This window comes from Rhodoferax sp., assembly GCF_023700745.1.
Lineage (GTDB): Bacteria > Pseudomonadota > Gammaproteobacteria > Burkholderiales > Burkholderiaceae_C > Rhodoferax.
On the sequence record NZ_JAMPYG010000025.1, the window covers coordinates 1 to 25,578 of the forward strand.

At 61.3% G+C, this 25,578-nt stretch carries 22 protein-coding genes, 1 tRNA gene and 1 pseudogene; 15 read left to right on the forward strand and 9 right to left on the reverse strand.

Going from position 1 to position 25,578, the window contains the following annotated elements:
- From NDJ10_RS14485 to ltrA, 6 genes and pseudogenes are all read left to right on the forward strand, one after another.
- A pseudogene (locus tag NDJ10_RS14485) lies at positions 1-321 on the forward strand (DNA-3-methyladenine glycosylase 2 family protein); the annotation flags it as partial.
- Positions 322-500: 179 nt separating this feature from the next.
- Entirely contained in the window at positions 501-1,478 is a 978-nt protein-coding gene (locus NDJ10_RS14490; protein WP_296163565.1) for an acetyl-CoA carboxylase carboxyltransferase subunit alpha, read from the forward strand.
- Positions 1,479-1,492: 14 nt separating this feature from the next.
- Positions 1,493-2,437, forward strand: coding sequence for a tRNA lysidine(34) synthetase TilS (gene tilS, locus NDJ10_RS14495; protein ID WP_296163566.1), 945 nt, complete (start codon positions 1,493-1,495; stop codon positions 2,435-2,437).
- Positions 2,438-2,463: 26 nt separating this feature from the next.
- Entirely contained in the window at positions 2,464-3,732 is a 1,269-nt protein-coding gene (locus NDJ10_RS14500; RefSeq protein ID WP_296163569.1) for an aspartate kinase, read from the forward strand.
- 43 nt (positions 3,733-3,775) lie between these two features.
- Positions 3,776-3,868, forward strand: a tRNA-Ser gene (locus NDJ10_RS14505).
- A gap of 479 nt (positions 3,869-4,347) precedes the next feature.
- Complete coding sequence (gene ltrA, locus NDJ10_RS14510) at positions 4,348-5,733, forward strand: group II intron reverse transcriptase/maturase (RefSeq protein WP_296163571.1); 1,386 nt, start codon at positions 4,348-4,350, stop codon at positions 5,731-5,733.
- A 225-nt stretch (positions 5,734-5,958) separates the two neighbouring features.
- Here the strand turns inward: ltrA and NDJ10_RS14515 are convergent, their stop codons facing one another.
- The 6 genes from NDJ10_RS14515 to NDJ10_RS14540 form a co-directional block, all read right to left on the reverse strand.
- Entirely contained in the window at positions 5,959-7,026 is a 1,068-nt protein-coding gene (locus NDJ10_RS14515; RefSeq protein ID WP_296163621.1) for a carotenoid 1,2-hydratase, read from the reverse strand.
- Between the two features lie 60 nt (positions 7,027-7,086).
- Positions 7,087-7,860 (reverse strand): ATP-binding cassette domain-containing protein, encoded by a 774-nt coding sequence (locus tag NDJ10_RS14520; RefSeq protein ID WP_296163573.1) that lies wholly within the window; start codon positions 7,858-7,860, stop codon positions 7,087-7,089.
- A 107-nt stretch (positions 7,861-7,967) separates the two neighbouring features.
- Entirely contained in the window at positions 7,968-9,098 is a 1,131-nt protein-coding gene (locus tag NDJ10_RS14525; RefSeq protein WP_296163575.1) for a succinylglutamate desuccinylase/aspartoacylase family protein, read from the reverse strand.
- A gap of 18 nt (positions 9,099-9,116) precedes the next feature.
- On the reverse strand, positions 9,117-9,830 hold the full coding sequence (locus NDJ10_RS14530; protein ID WP_296163577.1) for an ABC transporter permease subunit: 714 nt from the start codon (positions 9,828-9,830) through the stop codon (positions 9,117-9,119).
- The gene (locus NDJ10_RS14535) at positions 9,830-10,516 is read right to left on the reverse strand and encodes an ABC transporter permease (RefSeq protein ID WP_296163625.1); all 687 of its coding nucleotides are present in this window, start codon (positions 10,514-10,516) and stop codon (positions 9,830-9,832) included. Before NDJ10_RS14535 ends, NDJ10_RS14530 begins: the two co-directional genes overlap by 1 nt.
- Positions 10,517-10,588: 72 nt before the next feature.
- Positions 10,589-11,359 carry a transporter substrate-binding domain-containing protein gene (locus NDJ10_RS14540; RefSeq protein ID WP_296163579.1) on the reverse strand — a complete coding sequence of 257 codons (771 nt, stop codon included), beginning with the start codon at positions 11,357-11,359 and terminating at the stop codon, positions 10,589-10,591.
- A gap of 147 nt (positions 11,360-11,506) precedes the next feature.
- Here NDJ10_RS14540 and NDJ10_RS14545 point away from each other — a divergent pair, with 147 nt between their 5' ends.
- Positions 11,507-12,976: a bifunctional aminoglycoside phosphotransferase/ATP-binding protein gene (locus NDJ10_RS14545; RefSeq protein ID WP_296163581.1), complete on the forward strand. Its 1,470-nt coding sequence runs from the start codon at positions 11,507-11,509 to the stop codon at positions 12,974-12,976.
- 23 nt (positions 12,977-12,999) lie between these two features.
- On the opposite strand, the gene mutS is transcribed toward NDJ10_RS14545, so the two are convergent.
- The 3 genes from mutS to NDJ10_RS14560 form a co-directional block, all read right to left on the reverse strand.
- Positions 13,000-15,624 (reverse strand): DNA mismatch repair protein MutS, encoded by a 2,625-nt coding sequence (mutS, locus tag NDJ10_RS14550; protein WP_296163582.1) that lies wholly within the window; start codon positions 15,622-15,624, stop codon positions 13,000-13,002.
- Between the two features lie 80 nt (positions 15,625-15,704).
- Positions 15,705-16,553: a fumarylacetoacetate hydrolase family protein gene (locus NDJ10_RS14555; protein WP_296163585.1), complete on the reverse strand. Its 849-nt coding sequence runs from the start codon at positions 16,551-16,553 to the stop codon at positions 15,705-15,707.
- A 62-nt stretch (positions 16,554-16,615) separates the two neighbouring features.
- Entirely contained in the window at positions 16,616-17,350 is a 735-nt protein-coding gene (locus tag NDJ10_RS14560; RefSeq protein ID WP_296163588.1) for an SDR family oxidoreductase, read from the reverse strand.
- Positions 17,351-17,501: 151 nt separating this feature from the next.
- On the opposite strand from NDJ10_RS14560, the gene NDJ10_RS14565 reads away from it, so the two are divergent.
- The 8 genes from NDJ10_RS14565 to NDJ10_RS14600 all read left to right on the forward strand — a co-directional run bounded on the left by NDJ10_RS14565 (position 17,502) and on the right by NDJ10_RS14600 (position 25,552).
- Entirely contained in the window at positions 17,502-18,470 is a 969-nt protein-coding gene (locus NDJ10_RS14565) for a tripartite tricarboxylate transporter substrate binding protein (protein WP_296163589.1), read from the forward strand.
- Between the two features lie 147 nt (positions 18,471-18,617).
- Positions 18,618-19,091 (forward strand): tripartite tricarboxylate transporter TctB family protein, encoded by a 474-nt coding sequence (locus NDJ10_RS14570; protein ID WP_296163592.1) that lies wholly within the window; start codon positions 18,618-18,620, stop codon positions 19,089-19,091.
- A gap of 15 nt (positions 19,092-19,106) precedes the next feature.
- Positions 19,107-20,615 carry a tripartite tricarboxylate transporter permease gene (locus tag NDJ10_RS14575; RefSeq protein WP_296163594.1) on the forward strand — a complete coding sequence of 503 codons (1,509 nt, stop codon included), beginning with the start codon at positions 19,107-19,109 and terminating at the stop codon, positions 20,613-20,615.
- Positions 20,608-21,363: an SDR family oxidoreductase gene (locus NDJ10_RS14580; RefSeq protein WP_296163596.1), complete on the forward strand. Its 756-nt coding sequence runs from the start codon at positions 20,608-20,610 to the stop codon at positions 21,361-21,363. The genes NDJ10_RS14575 and NDJ10_RS14580 overlap by 8 nt, the downstream gene beginning before the upstream one ends.
- A 142-nt stretch (positions 21,364-21,505) precedes the next feature.
- Positions 21,506-22,570, forward strand: a complete 1,065-nt coding sequence (locus NDJ10_RS14585) for an Ldh family oxidoreductase (protein WP_296163597.1) — start codon at positions 21,506-21,508, stop codon at positions 22,568-22,570.
- Positions 22,571-22,588: 18 nt separating this feature from the next.
- Positions 22,589-23,689 carry a four-carbon acid sugar kinase family protein gene (locus tag NDJ10_RS14590; protein ID WP_296163600.1) on the forward strand — a complete coding sequence of 367 codons (1,101 nt, stop codon included), beginning with the start codon at positions 22,589-22,591 and terminating at the stop codon, positions 23,687-23,689.
- A gap of 19 nt (positions 23,690-23,708) precedes the next feature.
- Positions 23,709-24,722 carry a 4-hydroxythreonine-4-phosphate dehydrogenase PdxA gene (gene pdxA, locus NDJ10_RS14595; RefSeq protein WP_296163602.1) on the forward strand — a complete coding sequence of 338 codons (1,014 nt, stop codon included), beginning with the start codon at positions 23,709-23,711 and terminating at the stop codon, positions 24,720-24,722.
- Positions 24,723-24,772: 50 nt separating this feature from the next.
- Entirely contained in the window at positions 24,773-25,552 is a 780-nt protein-coding gene (locus NDJ10_RS14600) for an SDR family NAD(P)-dependent oxidoreductase (RefSeq protein WP_296163605.1), read from the forward strand.
- Positions 25,553-25,578 lie beyond the last annotated feature (26 nt).

The following is a 25,578-nucleotide window of genomic DNA, read 5'->3' on the forward strand; positions in this document are numbered from 1 at the left end:
TCGCTGCACTTTGACAGTGGCAAAGTGCATGTGGAGGATTGGACGGCGATGGACGACGAGGCCATCATCGACGAACTGGTGGCCATTCGTGGCATTGGCCGCTGGACCGCCGAGATGTTCCTGATTTTTCATTTGATGCGCCCCAATGTATTGCCGCTCGACGATGTCGGACTGATCAATGGCATCAGCAAAAGCTATTTTTCAGGCGAAGTGGTGAGTCGCAGCGATGCGCGTGAGGTGGCGCTGGCCTGGGCGCCTTACCGTACCGTGGCAACTTGGTATATTTGGCGCTCGTTGGATCCGGTACCGGTGAGTTACTAGATTGTTTCTGAAAATTTACAAATGTCTGGCATTGCGAGCGAAGCGTGGCAATCCATGGCCCCTGAAGTCATGGACTGCCACGTCCCTGGCGCTCCTCATAATGACGGATATTCTTGCTATATTGGGCGATAAAGACGTGTGCAAGCATTCGATCCCCAATCGTTTAATAGGAGCCTGTTGTGGCTAAAAAAACTTTCCTCGATTTCGAGAACCCGATTGCCGAGTTGGAAAACAAGATTGAAGAGCTGCGCTATGTGCAGACTGAGTCTGCGGTCGATATTTCGGCTGAAATCACCCAGTTGGCCAAAAAGAGCCAGCAGCTCACCAAGGATATCTACAGTGATTTGACGCCCTGGCAAATCACCAAGATTGCCCGCCACGCCGAGCGACCCTACACGATGGACTATGTGAACGAACTGTTCACCCATTTTGTCGAGTTGCATGGTGACCGTCACTTTGCCGATGACCTCAGCATTGTGGGCGGCTTGGCCCGTTTCAACGGCACACCGTGCATGGTGATTGGCCAGCAAAAAGGCCGTGACACGCGCGAGCGCGCCTCCCGCAACTTCGGCATGTGCAAGCCCGAGGGCTACCGCAAGGCCCTGCGCTTGATGAAAACCGCTGAAAAGTTCAAGCTGCCGGTGTTCACCTTCGTCGATACGCCCGGTGCCTATCCTGGCATTGATGCCGAAGAGCGCGGCCAGTCCGAGGCCATTGGCCGCAACATCTTCGAGATGGCGCAGCTTGAGGTGCCCATCATTACCACCATCATTGGCGAGGGTGGCTCGGGCGGTGCGCTGGCGATCTCGATTGGTGACCAGGTGCTGATGTTGCAATACTCCGTCTATTCGGTGATCAGCCCCGAGGGCTGCGCTTCCATTTTGTGGAAAACCTCGGAAAAGGCGCAGGAGGCGGCAGATGCGCTGGGCATTACCGCGCACCGTCTCAAGGCGCTGGGCGTGATCGACAAAATCGTCAATGAGCCGGTTGGCGGCGCGCACCGCGATCCCAAGCAAATGGCAGCGTTCCTTAAGCGTGCCTTGACGGACGCCTTCCGCCAGGTCAGTGACCTCAAGGTGAAAGACTTGCTGGATCGGCGCTATGAACGGCTGCAAAGTTATGGTCGTTTCACCGACACCAAAAACACGGGCAAATAAACCGCTGTCATGCCATGACACGCTCCTTTGAGCAGGCCATGGCCATGTTTGAGCCAATGCTGCCTATGGCGGTGGCTTACAGCGGCGGTGCAGATTCCACGGCTTTGTTGCTGGCCTGCGCGCGCCAATGGCCGGGGCAGGTCATGGCCGTGCATGTGCACCACGGTTTGCAGGCGGCGGGTGACGACTTTGAACGCCATTGCCGGCGCTTTTGTGATGATGCGCAGGTGCCGTTGCTGGTGCAAAAGGTCGATGCACGGCATGCCCCTGGGCAAAGCCCTGAAGCAGCGGCGCGCCACGCCCGCTACAACGCCATTGCTGCGCTGGCACAGGCCGGGCCATCCGCCATTCAAACCATCGCCATTGCCCAGCACGCCGACGATCAGGTTGAAACCCTGCTATTGGCTCTGAGCCGGGGTGCGGGCCTGCCGGGCCTGAGCGCCATGGCAGCGCAGTGGCAGCGTGGCGGCTTGACCTATTGCCGTCCCTTGCTGCAGGTCAGCAGTGCGGCGATTCGGGACTGGCTCAAGGTGCAGGGCGCGACTTTCATTGAAGACCCGAGCAATGTCGATGAACGCTTTACCCGCAACCGCATCCGGGCCCGTCTATTGCCCGCGTTGCAAGCCTGTTTTCCGCAGTTTCGCGACACTTTCGCCCGCAGCAGCCGGCATGCCGCACAGGCACAGGCCGTGTTGCAGGAGGTGGCGGTTGAAGACTTGGCGCGCATCGGCGTGCCGCCTGAAATCAAGGCATTGCAGGCCCTGAGCCAACCCCGGTTGGCCAATCTGTTACGTCACTGGCTGTTGCGCGTTCATCAAGCGACGCCTACAAGCGCTCAATTGGAAGAATTATTGGAACAGCTTGCGGCTTGCCGCACCCGGGGACATCAGTTGCACCTGAAGGTGGGACAGGGTTTTTGTGTCAGGCGAGGCAAAGTCCTCGATTGGTACAATCCCTAACCTTTATCACCCTCTAAAAACCCTTCATGTCCCTGATTGTTCATAAATACGGCGGCACCTCGATGGGCTCTACCGAGCGCATCAGCAATGTCGCCAAACGCGTTGCCAAATGGGCGCGCGCCGGCCACCAGATGGTGGTGGTGCCCAGCGCCATGAGTGGCGAAACCAACCGCCTGCTGGCCTTGGCCAAAGAGCTGGCACCGTCCACATTGACCGACGCCTACAGCCGTGAGCTCGACATGCTGGCCGCCACCGGCGAGCAGGCATCAAGCGCCTTGCTGGCCATTGCGCTGCAAGCCCAGGGCCTGGAGGCAGTGAGTTACGCCGGTTGGCAGGTGCCCATTCGCACCAACAGCGCCTACACCAAGGCCCGTATCGAATCGATTGACGATCAAAAAGTCCGTGCCGACCTGGAAGCCGGCCGTGTCGTCATCGTCACCGGCTTTCAGGGTCTGGACGAACAGGGCAACATCACCACGCTGGGTCGCGGTGGCTCCGACACCTCGGCCGTGGCCGTGGCAGCTGCCATGAAAGCCGACGAATGCCTGATCTACACCGATGTCGATGGCGTTTACACCACCGACCCGCGCGTGGTGCCCGAGGCGCGCCGCCTGCAAACGGTGAGCTTTGAAGAAATGCTGGAGATGGCCTCCATGGGCTCCAAGGTGCTGCAGATCCGTTCGGTGGAATTTGCCGGCAAGTACAAGGTCAAACTGCGTGTGCTGTCCAGCTTCACGCCGTGGGACATCGATATCAATGAAGAAGCCAAATCTGGCACTCTGATCACTTTTGAGGAAGACGAAAACATGGAGCAAGCCATCGTTTCAGGCATCGCGTTTACCCGCGACGAGACCAAAATTTCTGTGCTGGGCGTGCCCGACAAGCCCGGTATTGCCTACCAGATTCTGGGCGCTGTGGCCGACGCCAACATCGAAGTCGACATGATCATCCAGAACATCAGCAAGGATGGCAAGACCGACTTCAGCTTTACCGTGAACCATGGCGACTACGCCAAGACCATGGACTTGCTGAAAAACGTGGTGGTGCCCAAGCTCGGTGCGCAAGAAGTGGTGGGCGACACCAAGATCTGCAAGGTGTCGATCGTCGGCATCGGCATGCGCAGCCATGTGGGCGTGGCCAGCACCATGTTCCGTGTGCTCGCAGAAGAAGGCATCAACATCCAGATGATTTCCACCAGCGAAATCAAGACCTCGGTGGTGATTGACGAGAAATACATGGAACTCGCAGTGCGCGCCCTGCACAAAGCTTTTGGCCTGGATCAGGCCGCTGCCTGAAAAAAGCACTGAAGTCGTGACATAATCGCGGCTCTGATTTTCAGGAAACGTGACCGAGTGGCCGAAGGTGCTCCCCTGCTAAGGGAGTATGGGGTGTAGAGCCCCATCGAGGGTTCGAATCCCTCCGTTTCCGCCAGAAATGGGTTTTATACCATTCAATAAGACCCAAAAAAAGCCCCGTAGACCCAGTGTTTACGGGGTTTTTTCTTGTGCGCCCAGCATGGGCGCACGCCTGCGGGTGCAAGTCCCGCTGCGAGCTGGTCACAGCGAGCAAAGTGAAGCGCAACTGCACGAGGGCGACCGAGCGTGGGGAGGAAGCGTGGAGCGTAAATCGTGAGCCGATGAACAAGAACCGCATAGAAGGCGCTGCCAGGCAGGGCGAGTGGGCAAGCAACCGCAAAGCTCTTGTGACCAAGGCTGGGTGGCGTAAATGCGGCGGCAAGTGCGATGAAGGTGTGCGTTCTTACCTGGGGAGATCTCGCCTTGTGCCTGAAAGGGTGACGGCCATGCCGGAGCGAGAAGTCAGCCGAGGTCGTAGTAGCCATAGCCGGGGCCGAGGAGGCCAGAAGGCGACGGCGAAGGACTGAACGAGAGTGAGTGACCGAGGACACGAGGATGTCAAAGGCCATGCGTCAGATGCCGGGGCAACCCGGGCGGGTGGGTGAAGCGTGCGGTGAAGCCGTGCGCGATCCCATCAGCGACGAAGCCTGCGGCCCGCCGAGTGAACACCCGGACACGGGGTTGGCAATGCCGAAAGCGGGCACTGGTGGTCTGCTGGAAGTGGCGCTGACGAGACAGAATTTGCAAGCAGCCTGGAAACGGGTCAAGGCCAACAAGGGCGCAGCCGGGGTGGACGGTCTCGACATCGAGCAGACAGCCCAGGTGATCCGCCAACATTGGTCCGACATCCGTCAGGCGCTGCTGCAGGGGCACTACCGGCCCAGTCCGGTGCGCAAGGTCATGATTCCAAAACCGGACGGCAGCCAGCGCGAGTTGGGCATCCCGACGGTGCTGGATCGGCTGATCCAGCAGGCACTGCTGCAAGTGCTGCAACCCCTGATCGATCCCACCTTCAGTGAACACAGCCACGGGTTCCGGCCTGGCCGGCGTGCGCACGACGCGGTCAAGGCTGCGCGGGCGTACGTGCAGTCGGGCAAGCGCGTGGTGGTGGACGTGGACCTGGAGAAGTTCTTCGACCGGGCCAACCACGACATCCTGATCGACAGGCTCAAGAAGCGCATCGAGGATGCTGGAGTGATCCGGCTGATCCGGGCGTACCTGAACGCAGGGATCATGGATGGCGGTGTGGTGATGGAACGCCACTTGGGCATGCCGCAAGGCGGACCGCTGAGCCCTTTGCTGGCCAACGTGCTGCTCGACGAGGTCGACAAGGCGCTGCAGGCGCGAGGCTACAGCTTCGCGCGCTACGCCGATGACTGCAACGTCTATGTGGGCAGTCTCAAGGCTGGTGAACGGGTGATGGCGTACCTGCGCAAGCTGTATGCCAAGCTCAGACTTCAGATCAACGAAGCCAAGAGCGCGGTGGGCAGCGCCTTCGGGCGCAAGTTCCTGGGGTATGCGCTGTGGGTGGCCCAGGGCCGTGAAGTCCAATGTGCAGTGGCCCGCAAGGCGCTGGACAACTTCAAGGCCCGTATCAGGCAACTCACCAGGCGCTCGGGTGGACGCAGCATGAGCGAAGTGGTGGAGAAACTGCGGCCCTACCTGCTGGGCTGGAAGTCGTACTTCGGGCTGGCGCAAACGCCAAGAGTCTGGCGAGGGCTGGACGAGTGGTTGCGCCATCGCCTGCGGGCGATACAGCTCAAGCACTGGAAGCGGCCGCAGACGATCTACCGCGAGCTCAAAGTGCTGGGAGCGAAGGAAAACGTGGCGCGACAAGTGGCGGTTAACAGCTGTCGCTGGTGGCGCAACAGCGATCGCCTGCTCAAGACAGTGCTGACCATTGCGTACTTTGACAGGCTGGGAGTGCCGAGGCTGTCCTGACCTCAAGCTCTCGAACCGCCCGGTGCGGACCCGCATGCCGGGTGGTGTGGCAGGGGCGCAGCCAATAATGGCTGCCCCCTATGCCGATTTTATCGTCCAACAGGGGCAAGGTCAAATGGCGGGCGCAGATCAAAACAAACTTCAACGCAATTGCTGAAGACTGCGGAACAGCCTTGTAGGACGATTTTGAGTTTCAGCGTTGGGGAGGGTAGTCATTCAAAACGACTACAGCCGCAGCGGACTCGCGTAACCCGTCATCTCCAGATAGCCACGCCCCACCAATGCGCCACGGCTGTCCAGCAGCTCGCTCAGACCTTCCCAGTAAATGGCGCCGGTGGACTGGCGACTGTCGAGTTCCTGGTTGTCGATCACGGCCTTGACGGTGTAGCGCGCAAGCACAGGAGTCGTCTTGCCGGACCCTGCGCGCCTGATCTGCACCGACCACTGCACCGGGTAGCTGGCCCCGCTGGCCGGGCTTTTCCAGGTGCGCTCCGGTGTGAAGCTCACTTCGGTTGCGCCAAATATTTCTGCGCTGCTTGTGTTCGCCGTGCGCAGCGAGCCACCCGCCCACAGCGTGCCGCCGTCTTTGGTGCGCAGCCTGAAGGCAGTCAGCGCACTGCCGTCCAGCAGGTTCATGCCGATCCAGTCCCAGCCCACCGCCTGCGGGTGCATCAGCGAGTTGCTCCACTCGTGGTCCAGCCAGGCCTGTCCATGTACTGGCAGGGTTTGTTCGCCCAGGCTGAGTTGGCCGCTTACCAGTAACTGTGGCAAGCTGTAGTAATAACTGGCCTGGTTGGCCTCGGGGCCCTTGCGCGACCAGCCCTGGTCGCCTTGCAGCAGCAGGGGCTGGGTCTCGCGCAGATTCAGCTGAAACGAGAAGTCAGACCCGTTGGCTTGTGCCAGGTAGCGGCTGCCATCGCGCCGCAGTGACCAGTCGCCCAATTGCACGTTGGTATCCACTTCACTGGCAGATGCCAAATCGATTTGGGTGTTGCCCGAGGCACGGGCAATGCGCTGGTCGTGCAGCAGGCGTTGCTTTGTCACGTCGGTCACGGCGGCATGGGCAAAGATCAACTGCTTTGCGGAAAAAGCCGAACGCATGCCTTGTGTGGCTGGTACCCGCGACCTGAAAAACGTCAGCTGAAAGCCAAACTGGCGTTTTTCCGCCTGCAGTTGGCCGGTGATGTACCACCATTCAATCGCAAAGTCGGGGTGGCTGCCAAGGTCACGCGGGAACTGCAGTGGCTGCCGGGGCAACGCTTGCGCCGTCGCGCTCCATAAGGGCAAACCCATGCCTGCGGCCAACAACTGGCGGCGCGACACGGTCAATGCTTGTTGGCTCAGAGGGGAATCCTATTTGAGGCTGCCCGACAGAAACTGCGCCAGCCGCACGCTTTTCGGGTTGCCCAGCACCTGGGTCGGGTTGCCCTGTTCTTCGATCTGGCCTTTGTGCAAGAAGATCAAATGGTTGGAGACTTCGCGGGCAAAACCCATTTCGTGGGTCACCACCACCATGGTGCGGCCTTCCAGCGCCAGGTTTTTCATGACCTTGAGCACTTCGGACACCAGCTCGGGGTCGAGCGCGCTGGTAGGTTCGTCAAACAGCATCACCTCGGGCTCCATGGCCAGCGCCCGGGCAATGGCCACGCGCTGCTGCTGGCCGCCGCTGAGGTGGGCCGGGTAGGCGTCTTCCTTGCCTTCGAGGCCGACTTTGGCGAGGTACTTGCGCGCTGTCTCGATGGCCTGGTCGCGCGGTACACCCATCACATGCACCGGCGCTTCAATGATGTTTTGCAACACCGTCATGTGTGCCCACAGGTTGAAATGCTGGAACACCATGGCCAGCTTGGTGCGCAGGCGCGCCAGTTGTTTGGGGTTGGCGGCGTGCAGCTCGCCGTTGGTGCCGGCTGTCAGGTGCAGTTCTTCCCCGGCCACGCTGATGCGGCCCTGGTGCGGTTTTTCGAGCAGGTTGATGCAGCGCAAGAACGTGCTTTTACCAGAACCCGAGCTGCCAATGATGCTGATCACATCACCCGCATGGGCCGTGAGCGACACGCCCTTGAGCACCTCGTTGGCGCCGAAGCGCTTGTGGATGTTTTCAACCTGGAGTTTGAGTGTGGTGGTCATGGCAAGGGTTCTCGGTTGTCATCGCGGGTACAGCGTGGCGATCCATGGGTTGCTGTATTCGCATATCTCAATGACGGCATTCGTTCATGGCTGGTTCAGCGCGCCAATCAGGCACCCAGCAGTTCACCACTACGAAAGGCCTTGGCGCCGGCAATCTTGCCAAGTTCACCGCCGGTGGTGATGTAGCGGTCACGGATGCGGGCGTAAAACACGCCGGCCACGCCTGCGGTCACGCACTGTGTGGTGTTGGCAATGGGGTCAATGATTTCGGCCACCAGCTCACCCACTTGCAGGATCTGGCCCACTTCTGCCGCAAACACCACCAGACCCGGGGTCGGGGCGTACAGGGTTTCGGAGCCAGCCAGCGGCGTGGCAGGGCATCTGGGTGCTGGTACAAGCGGTGTTTGCCGGCAAGCCAGAACCTTGATGAACTGCAGCCAGCCCACGATCGCCTGCGCATCAACTTGAGCCCAGGCGTGGCGCACATCGAGCTCGCCGCGCAGTTCAATGGTGGTGCTGCAGCAGCCTTGCGGCAGCGGCGCCTGACAGCCGCTGGCTTGCAGGCGCTCGGCCAGTTGCCACCAGGCGCCTGACAGGCATTCGTCAATGGGTCGGTTGCCCGAACTTTTGGCCAGCAAGATCGCCTCGGCGCCCAGAAAATGCGCCAGTTCCTGGATGTGGGGCCAGCAGGCTTCTTCGGTGTAGAAGTGCAGCACGCCTTCGCAGTCGCAATGCAGGTCGAGCATGAAATCGGCGTCATGTGCCAGCAGCAGCAGGGTGCGGCGCAGGCTTTGCAACTCGGTGCCGGGTTTCCATTGCCGGAGGTAGTCGGCCATGGCGCGCCGCACCATTTGCACGTTGTCTTTGGCGTCGTCACCCAGCTGGTTCATCACCGCAGGCGCTACGGCCGCCGCCAGATCGGGGTAGTGACGGTTGAAGTTCTCCGAGGTGTCAAGCTCAAAGCGACCCATGGGTTTGTGGTCCAACCGTTGCGCCAGGCCGATCGGGTTGGCGATCGGTACCAACACAATTTCACCCTGGACCTGTCCGGCTGCCTCGGCCGTTTCAAACAGCGCACGCAAGTGGTGCGCCACCAGCATGCCGGGCAGTTCTTCGGCGTGCAGGCTGGCCTGGATGTAAATTTTGGGACTGCTGCCCGGCTTGCCGAAGTGAAAGCTGGTGAGGGTCTTGTGGCTGCCCAGGCTCGGTGAGAGCAGCGGGTGGTCAATGCGTTGCATGGGTCAACAATTCCTGTATCAGTCTTTGCGCGGAGACAGATAAGCCAACAGACGTCCTTCCGAGAAGCGGAAAAAGCCGATCAGGCAGAACGACGCCGCCAGGTAAATGGCCGCGGCCGCCAGATAGGCCTCAAACGGCAAATAGTAGGTGGCATAAATGCGGCTGGCCGCTGACGTGATGTCGAGTATATTGGGTACCGCGCTGGCCAGGCTGGTGCTGTGCAGCATCATCACCACCTCGTTGCTGTAGGCGGGCAGGGTGCGGCGCAGGGCGCTGGGCAGCACTACCCGCAGCATGGTCTGGAAGCGGCTCATGCCGTAGGCGTGCGCCGCCTCGATTTCGCCGGCAGAGGTCTCGCGGATGGCACCGGCCAGCATTTCGGCTGTGTAGCCGGCGGTGTTCAGGCTGAAGGCCAGCAGGGCGCAAAAGAAGGGTTCCTTGAAATGTGTCCAGGGCCACACCGAGTCCCAGCGTTGCTGGATCCATTCAAGCTGCCCCAGTCCGTAATAAATCAGATAGACCTGAATCAGCAGCGGCGTGCCGCGAATCACAAAAGTGTAGGCACCGACCAGCCAGCGCAGCGGTGCCCACGGTCCGGTGAGCATCAGCGCAAATAGGAGCGCCAGCACGGCCCCCGCCGCCAGTGACGAAAACAGCAGCCACAGCGTGATGACGATGCCGTTGCCAAACAGCGCCAGGTTGTCTGGCTCAAAAATGACGGCCCATTCCATTAGAGTTGAATCCGTTTGGTGCCCAGGCTGTAGCGGGCATTGAGCTTTTTCAGGGCGAACAGACTGATCGAGGTGTATACCAGAAACAGTGCGCCGGTGAACAAAAAGAAGGCGAAGGGCGAGCGCGTGGCAGCGCTGGCCTGCTTGGCCAGATAAGTCATTTCCTGCAGGCCGATCAAGCTCACCAAGGCGGTCGACTTGATCAGCACCAGCCAGTTGTTGGTAAAACCTGGCAGAGCGTAGCGCACCATTTGTGGCAACGTGATGCGCATGAAGGTTTGTGTGCGGCCCATGCCAAAAGCCCAGGCGGCTTCCATCTGACCCCGGGGAATGCTCAGGATGGCACCGCGAAAGGTCTCGGTCATGTAGGCACCGTAAATGAAGCCGATGGTGATGACGCCAGCGGCAAAGGGCTCGATATCCACCGTGGCCTCGCTGCCGAACTTTTCAAGCAGGGTGTTGATGCCGATCGTGCCGCCGTAAAACACCAGAAGCATCAGCACCAGGTCAGGGATGCCGCGGATGATGGTGGTGTAAAACGTGCCCAAAGCCACCAGCACCGGGCGCCCCGACAGTTTCGCGGCCGCGCCTGCCAAACCCAGAATGATCGAGACCAGCAGCGCGCCCAGCGACACCCCGACCGTGAGCAGGGAGCCTTGCAAAATAACCAGGAGGTAAGACTGCATCTTGGTGATCAGTGGCACGCCAGCGGGTCGGCCCTTGCGACAACGCCAAAGGCCGACCGGTTCAATGACGAATTACTTGCCGTATACGTCAAACGTGAAGTACTTGTCGTTGATGGCTTTGTATTTGCCGTTCGCTCGAATGGCCTTGATGGCGGCATTGATCTCGCTCTTGAGTGCGCCTTGACCCTTGCGCAGCGCCACCCCGGCACCCGTGCCAAAGTATTTGGTAAAGCTGCCCAGGTCAGGACCCACGAATTGGTAGTTTTCGCCACCTGGTTTCTTTAAGAAGCCACCCTCAACCTCAAGAATGTCGGCCACGGTACCGTCCAGACGGCCGGCCTTGATGTCCAGATAAACCTGGTCTTGGGCGTCATACGACACCACTTCGACACCCTTGGTCTTGAGTTCGCCCAGAGCGTATTTCTCTTGCGTGCTGGCCTTCAGGACGCCGATTTTTTTACCTTTGAGGGAAGCCGGGCCGTCAAACTTGATGTCTTTCTTCAGCACGATCTTGCTGGGGGTGTTGTAGTACTTGTCGGTAAAGTCGATTTGTTTCAGACGCTCTTCGGTGATCGACATCGAGCTGATGATGACATCGTATTTTTTCGCCATCAGACCCGGAATCATGCCGTCCCAGGCTTGTTCAACGAAAACGCATTTACGCTTGAGCTGTTCGCACAGGGCGCTGGCAATGTCCACGTCAAAACCGGTGGGCTTGCCGTCAGCAGTCTTGAAGGTAAAGGGTTCGTACGTGGCATCAATGGCCACCTTGAGGTCTTTGCCCTGGGCAAAGGCGGAGGCGCACAGGGCGCTGATGGCAGCAGCAAGCAGAAGTTTTTTCATAAGCGGCTTTCTCAAAAATGCCAAGGCGCACCCCGGCGGGTTAACAAAAAATTAAAAATAGATTCTACGTTCAGACGCCACCCCGGCAGGGGTTGGTTTCTACCAGTTCAGGCTAAATCTGGCATCATGGTGTGCATGGAACCCATCTTGCCGCCTTTGATTCAAGCCCTATGCGATTCGGCACGTTATCCGGGCGGTGTGGTGCGGGTTGAACTGATGCAAACCCATATTTCCTGGGTACTGCTGGCTGGAGACTTTGCCTACAAGATCAAAAAACCGGTCAAGCTTGCGTTTCTGGATTTCAGCACGCTGGCTTTGCGCCAACGCTGTTGTCAGGACGAGTTGCGCCTGAACCGCCGTTTTGCACCAGACCTGTACCTGGAGGTGGTCGGTATTTTCAATACGCCGCAAGACCCGCAGTGGCAGGGTTCGGGTGTACCGATCGAATATGCCGTCAAGATGCGCCGTTTTGAAGAGTCTGCCCGGCTCGACCATGTCTGCGCGCGTGGTGAACTGGCGGCGCGGCATTTGTCGGCGCTGGCTGATACCCTGGTGGTGTTCCATCAGGGGGCGGCTATGGCTCCGGCGGGTTCACGTTTTGGCTCGGACGAACACATCCTGCAACCCGCGCTTGATAACTTCACCGACCTGTTGCGCGTGGTACCCGACCCGAGCCTGCAGACCCGGCTGACAGCCTTGCGCGACTGGACACAGGCACAATTCCAGCAACTCGCGCCACTGATGCAGGGGCGCCAGCAGGCGGGCCGGGTGCGGGAGTGCCATGGTGACCTGCACCTGGCCAACATGGTGCTGATCCAGGGACAGGTACAACTGTTTGACTGCATCGAGTTCAACGAAGACCTGCGCTGGATGGATGTGGCCAGCGAAATTGCTTTTACCTATATTGACCTGCTGGCCCATGGGCAACCGGGCCTGGCCGATTGGCTGCTCGACGAAGTCCTGAGCCGCAGTGGCGATTACGAAGCGGCGCGTGTGTTGCGTTTTTACGCGGTGTACCGTGCCATGGTGCGGGCCAAGGTGGCGGCGCTGCGCTGGGCGCAAACACACAGCGATGCGAGCGGGGTCGAGACCTATGTGGCGCTGGCGGAGCGCCTGCTGGTGCCACCACCGTTGCGTTTGGTGATCACCCATGGCTTGTCGGGTTGTGGCAAAACCGTGGCCTCCGACGCATTGTTGCAGGCCGACCCGCAGGCGGCCACCCTGCGCCTGCGCTCCGATGTGCAGCGCAAGCGCCTGTTTGGGCTGGCGCGTAGCGCCACCAGTGGCTCCGGTGTGGGCACCGGCCTGTACGCTGCCGATGCCCATGCGCGCACCTACGCCCACTTGCGCGAGCAGGCCGGCCTGCTGTTGCAGGCCGGTTGGTCGGTGGTGGTGGATGCGGCCTTTTTGAAACGTGCCGACCGTGATGCTTTCAGGGCACTGGCGCAACAGATGGGCGCCGCTTTCAGCATTCTGGCGCCACAGGCGACGCTTGGACAATTGCGTCAGCGCATCCTGGCCCGCAGTGCTGCCGGGCAGGATGCCTCGGAGGCCACACTGGCTGTGCTGGCGCGGCAAATGCAAACCATGGAGCCCTTGGCGCCAGATGAAACCTGACGCGAAAGCGCACCCTCATTGCGCTAGGTGCCCCGTGACGGTGCTGGGGTTGGTTGCGCTGCGTGGCTCATTTTTTTGAGTTGGTAAAGCGCTTCCAGTGCTTCGCGCGGGCTCAGATCGTCGGGGTTGATGGCTTCCAGGGCCATATCCACCGCACTGTTGGACAGCACCTCGACCACCTCCGGTAACGCAAACAAATCGATCTGGGCCTGCTGGGTTGACGCCTGCGCCTCCAGCGCTTCCAGGGTCTGGCGCGCCTGGTTCAGCACCGCCGCAGGCATGCCGGCCAGGCGTGCCACCTGGATGCCGTAACTCTTGCTGGCCGGGCCCGGCTGGATTTCGTGCAGGAACACGATGTTGCGGCCCGACTCGGCAGCGCTCACATGCACGTTGACGGCGCCATGGTGGTTGGCCGGAAACTCGGTCAACTCGAAGTAGTGCGTGGCAAACAGGGTGTAAGCCTGGGTTTTGTCGTGCAACTGGGTGGCAATGGCGCTGGCCAGGGCCAGACCGTCAAAGGTGCTGGTGCCGCGGCCAATCTCATCCATCAATACCAGCGAGTTGGGCGTGGCGGCATGCAGGATTTGGGCGGCCTCGGTCATTTCCAGCATGAAGGTCGATTGGGCGTTGGCCAGGTCATCGGCCGCGCCAATACGGGTGTGGATGGCGTCGATCGGTCCCAGCCGGCAGCGTTTGGCCGGCACATAACTGCCCATGCTGGCCAGCAGGGTGATGACCGCGATCTGGCGCATGTAAGTGGACTTGCCGCCCATGTTGGGGCCGGTGATGATCTGCATGCGCTGTTTCGGGCCCAGGTGCGTGTCGTTGGCAATGAAGGCGCCGGCACTGGTTTCGGCAAGTCGCGCCTGCACCACCGGGTGGCGCCCGGCCTCGATGTCCAGGCAGGGTTCCCTGGCAAATTGCGGCGCGCACCAGTCCAGCGTCAGGCTGCGTTCGGTGAGGGCGCACAAGGCATCCAGCGTGGCCAGCGCGCGAGCCAGCTCGGTCAGTGGCGGCACAAAGGGCTGCAACTGGTCCAGCAGTTGCTCATACAGCCATTTTTCACGCGCCAGCGCCCGCTCCTGGGCACTCAGTGCCTTGTCTTCAAAGGCCTTGAGCTCGGGGGTGATGAAACGCTCGGCGTTTTTCAGGGTCTGGCGACGGCGGTAGTCATCCGGTACCTTGTCGAGCTGACCTTGCGACACCTCAATGAAAAAACCATGCACCCGGTTGAACTGGACGCGCAAATTGGCAATGCCGGTGCGGGCTTTCTCGCGGGTTTCCAGGTCGAGAAGAAAACTGTCGCAATTGGTCTGGATGGCGCGCAACTCGTCCAGTTCCGCGTCAAAACCGCTGGCAATCACACCGCCGTCGCGCACCAGTGCAGCGGGCTCGGGCGCGATGGCGTGTTTTAACAATTCTGCGCAGCCCTTGGGGGGCTGCAGCCGGTGGGCCATGTCAGTCAGGGAGGCCTCAAGCCCTTGCAGGACCGGCGTGAGCAGTGATGTTTTTTGCAGGGTCAATTGCAGGCCGACCAGCTCGCGCGGGCGCACCTGGCGCAACGCGATGCGGGCCGTGATGCGTTCCACATCGGTGCTGCCCTTGAGTTGCTCGCGCAGTTTGGACCACGGGCCGTCGCGCAGGGCGGCGATGGCGTTCAGGCGCTGCTGGGCCTCGCTGCGGTCGCGCCGGATGGATGTCAGCCAGCTTTTGAGCAGGCGGCTGCCCATGCCGGTCATGCAGGTGTCGAGCAGTGAAAACAGGGTTGGGGCGTCTTCGCCGCGCAGGGTTTGCAACAGTTCCAGGTTGCGCCGGGTGCTTTGCGGCAGGTCGATGAGTTCACCCGCCCGTTGCACCCGCACCCGGTGGATGTGGGTGAGCGCACGGCCCTGGGTGTGCTCGGCGTAGGCCAGCAGCGCGCTGGCGGCGGCTTGTGCCTGCAGCAGGTCCTGTGCCTGCCAGGGCGCCAGGCTGGCGGCTTGCAGGTGGTCCAGCAGCTTGCGCTGACCCAGACCGGCGTCAAATTGCCAGTCCGGACGCACCGAGATCGAGATCTGACCCGCCACGGGCAGGTTGCGCAGCCGGGCTTCAAATGCGGGCGTGGCACCGGCGCTATAGATCAGCTCACCCGGACTGATTCTGCTCACCCAGTCGGCCAGTTCATCGGGCGGGCATTCGGCCAGCTGTACCTCACCTTGCGTCACGCTCAGCCAGGCCAGGCCGCAGTGGTTGCGCGCACCCTGGTGCACCGCCAGCAGCATCGACTCGGTCTTGTCGCCCAGCAGTTCCAGGTCGGTCAGGGTGCCGGGGGTGACCACCCGCACCACCTTGCGTTCGACCGGGCCTTTGGCCGTGGCGACATCACCGACCTGTTCGCAAATGGCCACCGACTCGCCCAGCTTGATGAGCCGTGCCAGGTAGGTTTCCACCGCGTGAAACGGCACGCCGGCCATCACCACCGGCGCGCCCGCCGACTGGCCGCGCTGCGTCAGCGTGATGTTGAGCAGCCGCGCGGCTTTTTCGGCATCGGCAAAAAACAGTTCGTAGAAATCACCCATGCGGTAAAACAGCAGGGTGTCCGGGTAGTCTGCCTTGAGGCCCAGGTACTGGGCCATCATGGGGGAATGCGGTTTGTCTGTGTCGGTCATCCGGTGAAGTCTAGCAAGATTGGGTCCCGCACCGGAGTCCGGCGGTCGCTCTGGGCGTTGTGCCAGCGCGACCGACAACTTCAGCGGGTGAACGGCACGACCAACTGCTGCTGTTCGCCCAAGCCTTCAATACCCAGGGTCATCACATCGCCCTTCTTCAGGTAAAGCGGTGGTTTCATGCCAAGACCCACGCCGGGTGGGGTGCCTGTGGTGATCACATCCCCGGGCATCAAGGTCATGAATTGGCTCACATAGCTGACCAGCTTGGCCACACTGAAAATCATGGTTCGGGTCGAGCCGGTTTGCATGCGTTTGCCATTGAGGTCCAGCCACATGTCGAGTTTTTGCGGATTAGGCACGTCATCGCGCGTCACCAGCCATGGGCCGAGCGGTCCAAAGGTGTCGCAGCCTTTGCCTTTGTCCCAAGTACCGCCGCGCTCGATCTGATATTCGCGCTCACTGACATCGTTGATCGTGCAGTAACCCGCCACACAACTCAGGGCCTCTTTTTGTGACACGTAACGGGCTTTCGTGCCAATCACCACGCCCAACTCGACTTCCCAGTCGGTTTTCTTGGAGCCCTTGGGCAACATGACCGGGTCATTGGGCCCCTGGATGCAGGTGGTGGCTTTCATGAACACGATCGGCTCTTTCGGAATGGGCAACCCGGACTCGGCCGCATGGTCGGCGTAGTTCAGGCCTATGGCAATGAACTTGCCGACGCCGGCAACCGGACTGCCCATCCGCGGCGAGCCCTTGACCAGTGGCAGATTCGCCGTCTTGAGTTTGCGCAGCTTGTCCAGTGCGGCGTCACCGAGCTGCTCGGGGCCTATATCCTTGACCACCGCGCTCAGGTCGCGCAGCTTGCCCTCGGCATCGATGAGTCCGGGTTTTTCCTTGCCCGGATTGCCATAACGAACGAGTTTCATGTCTTTTTCCTTTCAGTTGATGATTGAACTATCCATGGTTGCCACTGGCCAGATCGCGCTCATCAGATGGTCATGCCGCCGTCGATCGAGAACACTTGGCCAGTAGAAAACACTGATTCGTCGCTGGCCAGGTACACCACGATAGGTGCAATTTCATGGGCCTGGGCCAAGCGCCCCATGGGCTGGCGTGCGATGAAATTCTTGCGTGCTTCGACCGGATCCGGGTAGCTGTTGATACGTTCGCCCAGCGAGGGGGTATCCACGGTGCCTGGTGCAATGGCGTTGCAGCGAATACCCTGTCCGACAAAATCGGCGGCAACCGATTTGGTCAGGCCCACCACGGCCGCCTTGCTGGTGCCGTAGGCGAAGCGGTTGGGCAGCCCTTTGAGGCTGCTGCAGACGCTGGCCATATTGATGATGCTGCCACCGCCAGCGGCAAGCATCCGGGGCAGCGCCGCCTGGATCATCCAGTACTGAGCGCGCACGTTCAGCCTGAATGCGAAATCCCAGTCGTCATCCGTGGCCTGGAGGATGTTGCCGTTGTGGACAACCCCGGCGCAGTTGAACAGTACATCGAGCGGGGCGATGTGCGCCACCAGGTCTTGAATGGCAGCCTTGTCCAGTACGTCGAGCCGGGCCGTGGTGACATTGGCCACGCCGGCATAACCCTCCAGCAGCTGGGTGTTGATATCGGTGGCCAGCACCTGCGCGCCTTCGGCGGCCATCGCCAGCACACTGGCACGGCCAATGCCCTGGCCCGCGGCGGTCACCAGTGCTGTTTTTCCTTTGAGTCTCATGATTTTTCCTTGGTTAAAAATCGGTCGGCACCAGGCTCGTAAGGGTTTCTCCGGATGCTCAATGTGACAAATCATGCAATTATCAATTGGCCTTACCACCCGGCCAATTGAGACTAACCCTAATCCACTTAAATTATGAGGCGCAATACAAATGAAACTCAGAGCTCTCTTTAAATCCATCGCTGCAGTGGCCATAGCCTGCACTTTCGGTGCGGTGCATGCAGCCTGGCCGGACCGGCCGATCACATTGGTCGTGCCCTGGGCTGCAGGTGGCGGCACAGACGCCACCGCACGCATCGTCGGTGCACTGCTGGAGAAAGAGCTGGGCCAGCCTGTCAACGTCGTCAACCGTGCCGGTGGCAACGGTGTGGTCGGCCATCAGGCCATTGCAGGTGCGCAACCCGATGGCTACACCCTTGGCATGATTACCGTCGAAATTTCGATGATGCATCATCAGGGCCTGACACAGCTTTCACCTAAAAATTACACGCCGCTGGGATTGATGAATGTCGATCCTGCTGCCGTGACGGTGAGCGTTACTTCCCCCTACAAAAACATGGACGACTTGATGAAAGCCATCAGGGCGAACCCCGGCAAGCTGAAAGCGTCCGGCACCGGTCAGGGCGGCATTTGGCATCTGGCGTTGGCCGGCATGCTGAAGGATTTGAAGCTTGAAGCCAGTGCCGTGCCATGGGTGCCTTCCAACGGTGCAGCGCCCGCCATGCTGGAACTGGCGGCGGGCGGTGTCGATATCGTCACTGCCGCGCTGCCTGAGGCACGCTCTTTGATCGATGCCGGCAAAGCGCGCCCGCTGGCGGTGATGGCTGATGCACCGGCTGCCCTTTATCCCAACGTACCCACACTTAAAAGCGCCACTGGCAGTGATTGGACGATTGGCGTATGGCGCGGCATTGCGGGTCCCAAGGGCCTGCCTGTAGAGGTGCAGACCAAAATGGAAGCCGTGCTGAAGAAAGTCAACGGCAGCAAAGAGTATCAGGACTTCATGGCCGGGCGCGGCTTTGGCGTGGCCTATGCTGATGCCGCCGGCTTCGGCAAATTCATGGAAAAAGGGGATGCCGACATGGGGCGGATCCTGGGTGCACTTGGCATGGCCCGATAGCAAGAGTGGAAGCGGCCCGGCCGGCTTGACAAGCGGCCTTGCTCTTGCGCTTCGCAGTCGTGAACAAGCGCCTGTTGACGACTGCCTTGTTTTCCTTTGCTGCTCTTGCGGGAAATTCATCGTACCCTCCGGTTCATCGAAGCTCATATGAAAATCAACGACGTTCTATCAGGCCTTCTGATTGGTTCTTTTGGCGCCGCCATTTACGTTCACGCGAGATCTTTCCCGCCGCTGCCCGGACAGAATGTCGGGCCCAACATGTTTCCGCAATTAATCGCTTCAGGCCTGATGATTTGCGCCGTCATGCTTGTCTTGCGCGGCATCAAGACCCTCGGCACCCAAGGCTGGATCACCCTGCCGCACTGGTTGGGACAGCGCCGCATTGCGCTCGGGTTCCTGTTGATTCCACTGGTTCTGGTGTTGTACGTGGCGGTCTCGGAGCATCTGGGGTTCATCCCCACAGCGGTGATCTTGCTGATGACGCTCTTTCTCGTATTCCAGGTCAGACTCCGGACGGCGCTTGTCGTTGCCATTGTCGGTTCGCTCTGCATTCACACCCTGTTTTACAAGCTCCTCAAGGTGCCGTTGCCGTGGGGCATCCTTGAATCTGTGGCCTGGTAGGCCAAAGGCAAACGTATGCTCGCCCATCTCCTTGCCGCCTTCGGACAGGTGTTTGACCCCTACGTGCTGGGTGTCATCCTGCTGGCCGCCATTTATGGCCTGTTTGTCGGATCAGTTCCCGGCTTGAGCGCCACCATGGCGGTCGCCCTGCTGGTGCCTGTCACCTTCTTCATGCCACCCGTGCCCGCGATTGCGGCCATGGTGACCGCCACCGCGATGGCCATCTTCTCCGGCGACATACCGGGTTGCCTCTTGCGAATTCCAGGTACACCCGCCTCGGCCGCCTATACCGACGAGGCCCACGCAATGACCAAGAACGGTCAGGCCGAAGTTGCCTTGGGCGCAGGGCTGGTGTTTTCCGTGATCGGGGGTCTGTTCGGCACCTTCGTGCTCATCACGGCCGCCCCAGTGCTTGCGGAAATGGCGCTCAAGTTTTCCTCATTCGAGTATTTCTGGCTCGTTCTGCTCGGCCTGACCTGTGCCATTTTCATCGCCTCCAGCAGTCCACTTAAAGGTTTTGTGTCCTTGTTTCTGGGCTTGATGATCGCCTGCGTCGGCATGGGCAATCCTGCCGGCTTTCCGCGTTTCACCTTTGGCAACAGCGACCTTCTCGGCGGCCTCTCGCTGGTGCCAATCATGGTGGGGATGTTCGCCGTGTCGGAGGTGTTGCGGTACGCGATCACCGCCAGTCAAAAATTGAAAATCGTGCAGGGCAAGATCGGCAATGTGTTCGCGGGCATGTGGGGTTTGATGGTCAAGTACCCCGCATCCGTTCTGCGCGGCAGCATCCTCGGCACGACGGTGGGCGCGCTGCCTGGCGCCGGGGCAGACATAGCCGCTTATATCGCCTATGCGATGAGCAAGAAATTCTCCAGGGAGCCGAAGAAATTCGGCACCGGTCACGTCGAGGGCATTGTCGAAGCGAGTGCGGCCAATAATTCGTCGCTGGCGGGCGCGTGGATTCCGGCGCTGGTGTTCGGCATCCCAGGGGACTCCATTACAGCCATTGTCATCGGCGTGCTCTACATGAAAAACCTGAACCCGGGACCGATGATTTTTGTCACCAATCCGGTTGCCATGTACTCGGTGTTCATCGTCTTTGTGTTTGCCAATTTGCTGATGCTGCCACTTGGTTTTCTCGCCATCAAGCTGGCCAAGAAGATTCTCGGCGTACCGCGCAACATTCTGATGCCCCTGATTCTTCTGTTTTGCATCGTCGGCGCCTACTCCATCAACAACAGCGCATTTGATGTCGGCATCATGCTCGGCTTTGGCTTGCTGGCCTACCTGATGGAAGAAAACGGGTTTCCGATCGCGCCCACGATCCTGGGGGTGGTCCTGGGTGGCATGCTGGAAGAAAACTTCATCAGCTCGATGATCAAGTCGGATGGCAACATCCTCGCTTTTTTCAACCGCCCCATCGCGGGCACCCTGGGTGTACTCACCCTTCTTGTTTGGTGCATGCCCATTGTCATGCGCCTGCTTCGCAAAAAGCAGATAAAAGAGGTCTATCTGAATGGATGATTTGAAAGCTAAAGTGGTTCTGGTCACGGGTGCCTCCACCGGCATTGGTGCGGCTTGCGCAAAAGCCTTCGGCGCACTCGGCTGCAAGGTGGTAGTGCATTACAACAGTTCCAGGGATGCGGCGATGGCGGTGGCCGAAGCAGTTGAGAAAGCCGGCGGCGAGGCGCTGGTGGTTCAAGGCGATCTGCACCGCAGCACCGAGTGCGCGCGGATCGTCACGGAAACGGTCAGGCGGTTCCAGCGCATAGACCTGTTGATCAACAACGCTGGTGCCTTGGTCAAGCGCGTGCCGATCACCGAGATCAACGATGAAATTTTCGACGACATCGTGGATCTGAACGTCCGCTCGATGTTGATGTGCACCCAATACGCCGTACCGCACATGGCACGAGGCAGCAGCATCATCAACCTGACCAGTATCGCCGCGCGCACTGGCGGTGGACCGGGCGCGAGCCTGTATGCAGGTTCCAAAGGGTTTGTCAGCACGGCAACCAGGAGCCTCGCCAAGGAACTCGCAAGCCAGCAGATTCGTGTCAATGCCGTCTCCCCCGGCGTGATCACCACGCCGTTCCATGACAAATTTTCCACGCCCGCGCAACTCGAAGCGATGCGCCTGACGATTCCGATGGCCCGGCTCGGTTCGGCCGACGAATGCGTCGGCGCATTCATGTACCTCGCCTCGGAAAAACTGTCCAGCTATGTCACCGGGCAGATCATCGAGGTCAACGGCGGGCAGTACATGCCTTAACGCAGCCCCTGGCCGCGTCAAACAACCCAATCATGGCGCTGCAAGCGCGCCGCTTACATGAGGAGTATGTGATGGAAAAACGTCATCAATGCCATGTGTCGGGCCGTCATGCGGCTGTGACCTGCGGGAAGGAGGTCTGCTGATGGGCGCCACGGATCGGTATGCCAGCGCGGCGTTGACGCGCTTCGCTGTTGAGTTGCTGCAGACAGTGGGCATGGATGCCGTGCTGGCCGAAGCGGTCGCCCAGACGCTGGTCGAGGGCGACCTGATGGGCCACGACACGCATGGGCTGGCCTTGCTCGCACCCTACGTCAAGGAAATCGAAAAAGGCACCATGGCACTCACGGGCGCACCCGAGGTTCTTTCCGATCATGGCGCCTCCCTGTTGTGGGACGGGCGGCGTTTGCCCGGACCGTGGCTGGTGCTCAATGGCATTGATGCGCTGGTGCCGCGCGCCCGCCAGTACGGCAGCGCGACACTGGTCATTCGGCGTAGTCACCATATCGCTTGTCTCGCCACTTACCTGTTGCGCGCGACCGAGGCCGGCTTCATGCTGCTGCTGGCGAGTTCCGACCCGGCCGTGCAAAGCGTGGCGCCCCACGGCGGAACGCGGGCTGTCTTCACCCCCAACCCGATCGCCGCCGGCATCCCGACTTCAACCACGCCGTTCCTGATTGACATTTCTTCCTCGATCACGACCAATGGCATGAGTGCGCGCTTGCACAAGGCGGGCCGGCAGTTCGACGAAGCCTGCATGCTGGATGCCGAGGGGCATCCAAGTCGCGACCCGGGTGTGCTCGCCACGAATCCACCCGGCACCATCATGCCCCTGGGCGGCCTGAGCTCAGGGCACAAGGGCTTTGGCCTGGCTTTGTTGGTCGAGGCGCTCACCGGTGGGCTCGCCGGTCACGGTCGCGCGGATCCGCCTGACGGCTGGGGCGCCACGGTGTTCATGTCTTTGTATGATCCGGCGGCATTCGGCGGTACCGCAGACTTTTTCCGCCAGACCGATTGGCTTGGGCAGGCATGCAGAAGCAATCCGCCGCAGCCCGGCGTTGATGCCGTGCGCCTGCCTGGCGACCGGGGGCTTTCGCGCATGAAGGCGCAGGGGCGCGATGGCATCGTGCTGCATCCGACCATCCCGCCGATGCTGACCGAATGTGCGCAACGCTACGACATGCAGTTTCCTGCGCCGCTTGAAAATTAATGGCGTCTGCGCATCAGCATGAAACCCTGGCACATCCTGGCCGACGATCTGACCGGTGCGCTCGACAGTGCCGCGGCATGGGCCAATGCGGGTGATGTACCGGTTTTTCTCGACCAGCCCGGTCAATCCGGACAGCTTGTGCAGATTGTCGCCACGGGCACACGCGATGTGCCACCCGTCAAGCTGCCCGCCCTGCTGACACCCAGTCTGGACTGGCTGGTCGCCAGCGGCAGCGCCTTCAAGAAAATCGACAGCCTGTTGCGTGGCAACACTTTTACCGAGCTCGCCTGGCTCATGCGCAGCGGGCGCTTTGCTGGCGTGGTGTTCGCGCCGGCCTTTCCCGCGCAAGGGCGTTTCACGGCCCAGGGACGCCACTGGGTGGCACCACCGCACCAGCCCCACGGCCCGCGCACGCACGAACACGCCGGTACGCTGGTGCAGGCCTTGGCCGATGTGGGCCTGGGCACGCGTCTGCCGATCCGGGTGCAGGACAGTCTGCAGGATGCGGGCAAGGTCGTGATCCCCGACGTGCTGAGCGACCAGGACCTGGACCAGCTCGCGGACCTGGCGGTCCAGCCGCAGGCGCAGCGCTGGCTGTGGTGTGGCAGCGCCGGACTGGCCTGGGCGCTGGCGCGGCAGGATGGCGTCGCGACACCGTCAGGCACCGGCAGCGAGGCCACGACGGCGCCACCCACCCCGGCCCAGGGCTTGACCCTGGTGCTCACTGCCAGCCGTCATCCGGTATTGCGGGAACAGTTGCGTCAGTTGCCACCGCGCATGGCAGGTACCGAGCTGCTCGATCTGGCCGAGGCCCAGCCTTTGTGTCCTGCCGAGGCGCAGGCCCTGTTAAGGCAGCACATGCTGACCCTTGTCAGCAAACGGCCCCGGCCGACCATCCTGGTGGTGGTGGGCGGCGATACCTTGCTGGCCCTGTGCCGGGCGGCCGATGTGCGCAGCCTGCAAGCCAGCGCCAGTCCGCGCGCGGGCTGGGGTCGTGCCCGTCTGGTTGGTGGGCTGTGGGATGGCTTGACCTGTTATTCCCGTTCGGGCGCTTTCGGCCCGCCCGACGACCTGCGCGCCTTGCTGGCCACATTCTCCCTTTCACACCAGACGGATTGATTTCCAAGGAACGCATCTCATGAACACCCCCATCCGACTGGCCCTGACCATGGGCGACCCGGCGGGCATCGGCCCCGAGATCATTGTCAAGGCCGCGCACCAGATGCGCGATCTCGTGGCGCAGGGCCGCATCGAACTCAAGGTGCTTGGCAGTGCCCAGGCGCTGGCGCAAGCCGGGCGCCTGCTCCAGCTCGACAGCGCTGCGCTCGTGGACATGATCGACGTCGGGCCGGTGCCGCAGCCGCTGACCACTGGCGACATTTCCGAAGCTGGCGGGCACTGGGCCTACCGTGCCGTGGCCCGCGCGGTCGCGCTGTGCCAGAGCGGTGAGGCCGACGCCATCGTGACCGCGCCGCTGTGCAAGGAGGCGCTGCACCTGGCGGGTTATCCGTTCGAAGGCCACACCGAGATGCTGGCCCATCTGAGCGGCATGCGCGATGGCGTGATGATGCTGGCCCATGGGCCGATGCGCGTGACCCATGTCACCACCCACTGCGCCCTGGCCGAGGTGCCGGCGCGCCTGACGCCGCAGCGCCTGCGCCGCGTGCTTGACGTCACGCTGGAGGCGCTGCATGCGCTGGGCATCCGCCAGCCACGAGTGGCCGTGGCCGGACTCAATCCGCACGCCGGCGAAGGTGGCATCCTGGGCAAGGAAGACGGCTTCGTCATCGCGCCCCTGGTGGCCGAATACGCCGCCGCCGGTCACGCTGTGACCGGCCCCTGGCCAGGCGACACGGTGTTCATCAAGTTGCGCGCCCAGCAGTTCGATGCGGTGGTGGCGATGTACCACGACCAGGGCCACATCCCGGTCAAACTGCTGGGCTTCAGCATCGACCCGGCCACCGGCGTGTGGCAGGCGGTCAGCGGCGTCAACATCACGCTGGGTCTGCCGATTCTGCGCACTTCGGTGGACCACGGCACGGCATTCGATATCGCGGGTACGGGGCGCGCCAGTGCCGAGAGCATGGTTGATGCCATCCGGTACGCCATGGCGCTGGTCGAGGGCCGACGCGCAGTACCTGCTGCAGGCTGACGCCGCTGCCCCACTCGAAACAAGCTCTACACGTCACAGGAAAACACCTCATGATCACACCCTCCCAGGCCCTCCGGTTTGCCGGCAAGTCCGTTCTCGTCACCGGTAGCAGCTCGGGCATCGGCGCGGCGGTGGCGCAATCCTTCGGTGCCGCCGGAGCGCGGGTCGCCGTGCATTACGCGCACAACCGCGAGGCTGCGGAGTCCGTCGCCAACGTCATCCGCCAGGCCGGCGGACAGGCCATCACGCTGGCCGGTGACATGCTGGAGCGCAGCGTGCCCGAGCAACTGGTGACGCAGACCGTTCAGGCCTTCGGTGGTCTGGACATCCTGATCAATAACGCCGGCGACATGTTTGGCCGCCGAACGCTGGAGCAGGCCAGCGACGCGGACTTTGACCGCGTGGTCGGCCTCAATATCCACGCCGCCTTTGCCATCTGCCGCGCGGCCACGCCTGTGATGCGTCAGGCCGGTCACGGCAACATCATCAACACCACCTCCATCGCCGCCCGCAATGGCGGCGGGGAAGGTGTCGGCCTGTACGGCTCGGCCAAGGCCTTTGTCAGCACCATGACCCGTGCGCTGGCACGTGAGATGGCACCGCACGGCGTGCGCGTCAACGGCGTGGCGCCGGGTGTCATCCTGACTGATTTCCACGAACGCAATTCGACGCCGGAACAACTCGAAGGCGCCCGCCGTGGCATCCCGATGGGCCGGCTGGGCACCTCTGACGAGTGCGTGGGCGCCTACCTGTTCCTGGCCGACGACCTGCTTTCGGGCTACATCACCGGCCAGATCATCGAGGTCAATGGCGGCCAGCTCATGCCCTGAGTGCGACAGTTCAAACTAGGCGGTTC

Coding starts and splice junctions, on each gene's coding strand:
- NDJ10_RS14570 (WP_296163592.1), top strand. CDS start 18,618: ATGAAAATCAACGACGTTCTATCAGGCCTTCTGATTGGTTCTTTTGGC.
- NDJ10_RS14540 (WP_296163579.1), bottom strand. CDS start 11,359: ATGAAAAAACTTCTGCTTGCTGCTGCCATCAGCGCCCTGTGCGCCTCC.
- NDJ10_RS14560 (WP_296163588.1), bottom strand. CDS start 17,350: ATGAGACTCAAAGGAAAAACAGCACTGGTGACCGCCGCGGGCCAGGGC.
- NDJ10_RS14535 (WP_296163625.1), bottom strand. CDS start 10,516: ATGCAGTCTTACCTCCTGGTTATTTTGCAAGGCTCCCTGCTCACGGTC.
- pdxA (WP_296163602.1), top strand. CDS start 23,709: ATGAACACCCCCATCCGACTGGCCCTGACCATGGGCGACCCGGCGGGC.
- NDJ10_RS14565 (WP_296163589.1), top strand. CDS start 17,502: ATGAAACTCAGAGCTCTCTTTAAATCCATCGCTGCAGTGGCCATAGCC.
- NDJ10_RS14590 (WP_296163600.1), top strand. CDS start 22,589: ATGAAACCCTGGCACATCCTGGCCGACGATCTGACCGGTGCGCTCGAC.
- NDJ10_RS14520 (WP_296163573.1), bottom strand. CDS start 7,860: ATGACCACCACACTCAAACTCCAGGTTGAAAACATCCACAAGCGCTTC.
- tilS (WP_296163566.1), top strand. CDS start 1,493: ATGACACGCTCCTTTGAGCAGGCCATGGCCATGTTTGAGCCAATGCTG.
- NDJ10_RS14530 (WP_296163577.1), bottom strand. CDS start 9,830: ATGGAATGGGCCGTCATTTTTGAGCCAGACAACCTGGCGCTGTTTGGC.
- NDJ10_RS14555 (WP_296163585.1), bottom strand. CDS start 16,553: ATGAAACTCGTTCGTTATGGCAATCCGGGCAAGGAAAAACCCGGACTC.
- NDJ10_RS14515 (WP_296163621.1), bottom strand. CDS start 7,026: ATGGGTTTGCCCTTATGGAGCGCGACGGCGCAAGCGTTGCCCCGGCAG.
- NDJ10_RS14500 (WP_296163569.1), top strand. CDS start 2,464: ATGTCCCTGATTGTTCATAAATACGGCGGCACCTCGATGGGCTCTACC.
- ltrA (WP_296163571.1), top strand. CDS start 4,348: ATGTCAAAGGCCATGCGTCAGATGCCGGGGCAACCCGGGCGGGTGGGT.
- NDJ10_RS14600 (WP_296163605.1), top strand. CDS start 24,773: ATGATCACACCCTCCCAGGCCCTCCGGTTTGCCGGCAAGTCCGTTCTC.
- NDJ10_RS14525 (WP_296163575.1), bottom strand. CDS start 9,098: ATGCAACGCATTGACCACCCGCTGCTCTCACCGAGCCTGGGCAGCCAC.
- NDJ10_RS14585 (WP_296163597.1), top strand. CDS start 21,506: ATGGGCGCCACGGATCGGTATGCCAGCGCGGCGTTGACGCGCTTCGCT.
- NDJ10_RS14580 (WP_296163596.1), top strand. CDS start 20,608: ATGGATGATTTGAAAGCTAAAGTGGTTCTGGTCACGGGTGCCTCCACC.
- NDJ10_RS14575 (WP_296163594.1), top strand. CDS start 19,107: ATGCTCGCCCATCTCCTTGCCGCCTTCGGACAGGTGTTTGACCCCTAC.
- mutS (WP_296163582.1), bottom strand. CDS start 15,624: ATGACCGACACAGACAAACCGCATTCCCCCATGATGGCCCAGTACCTG.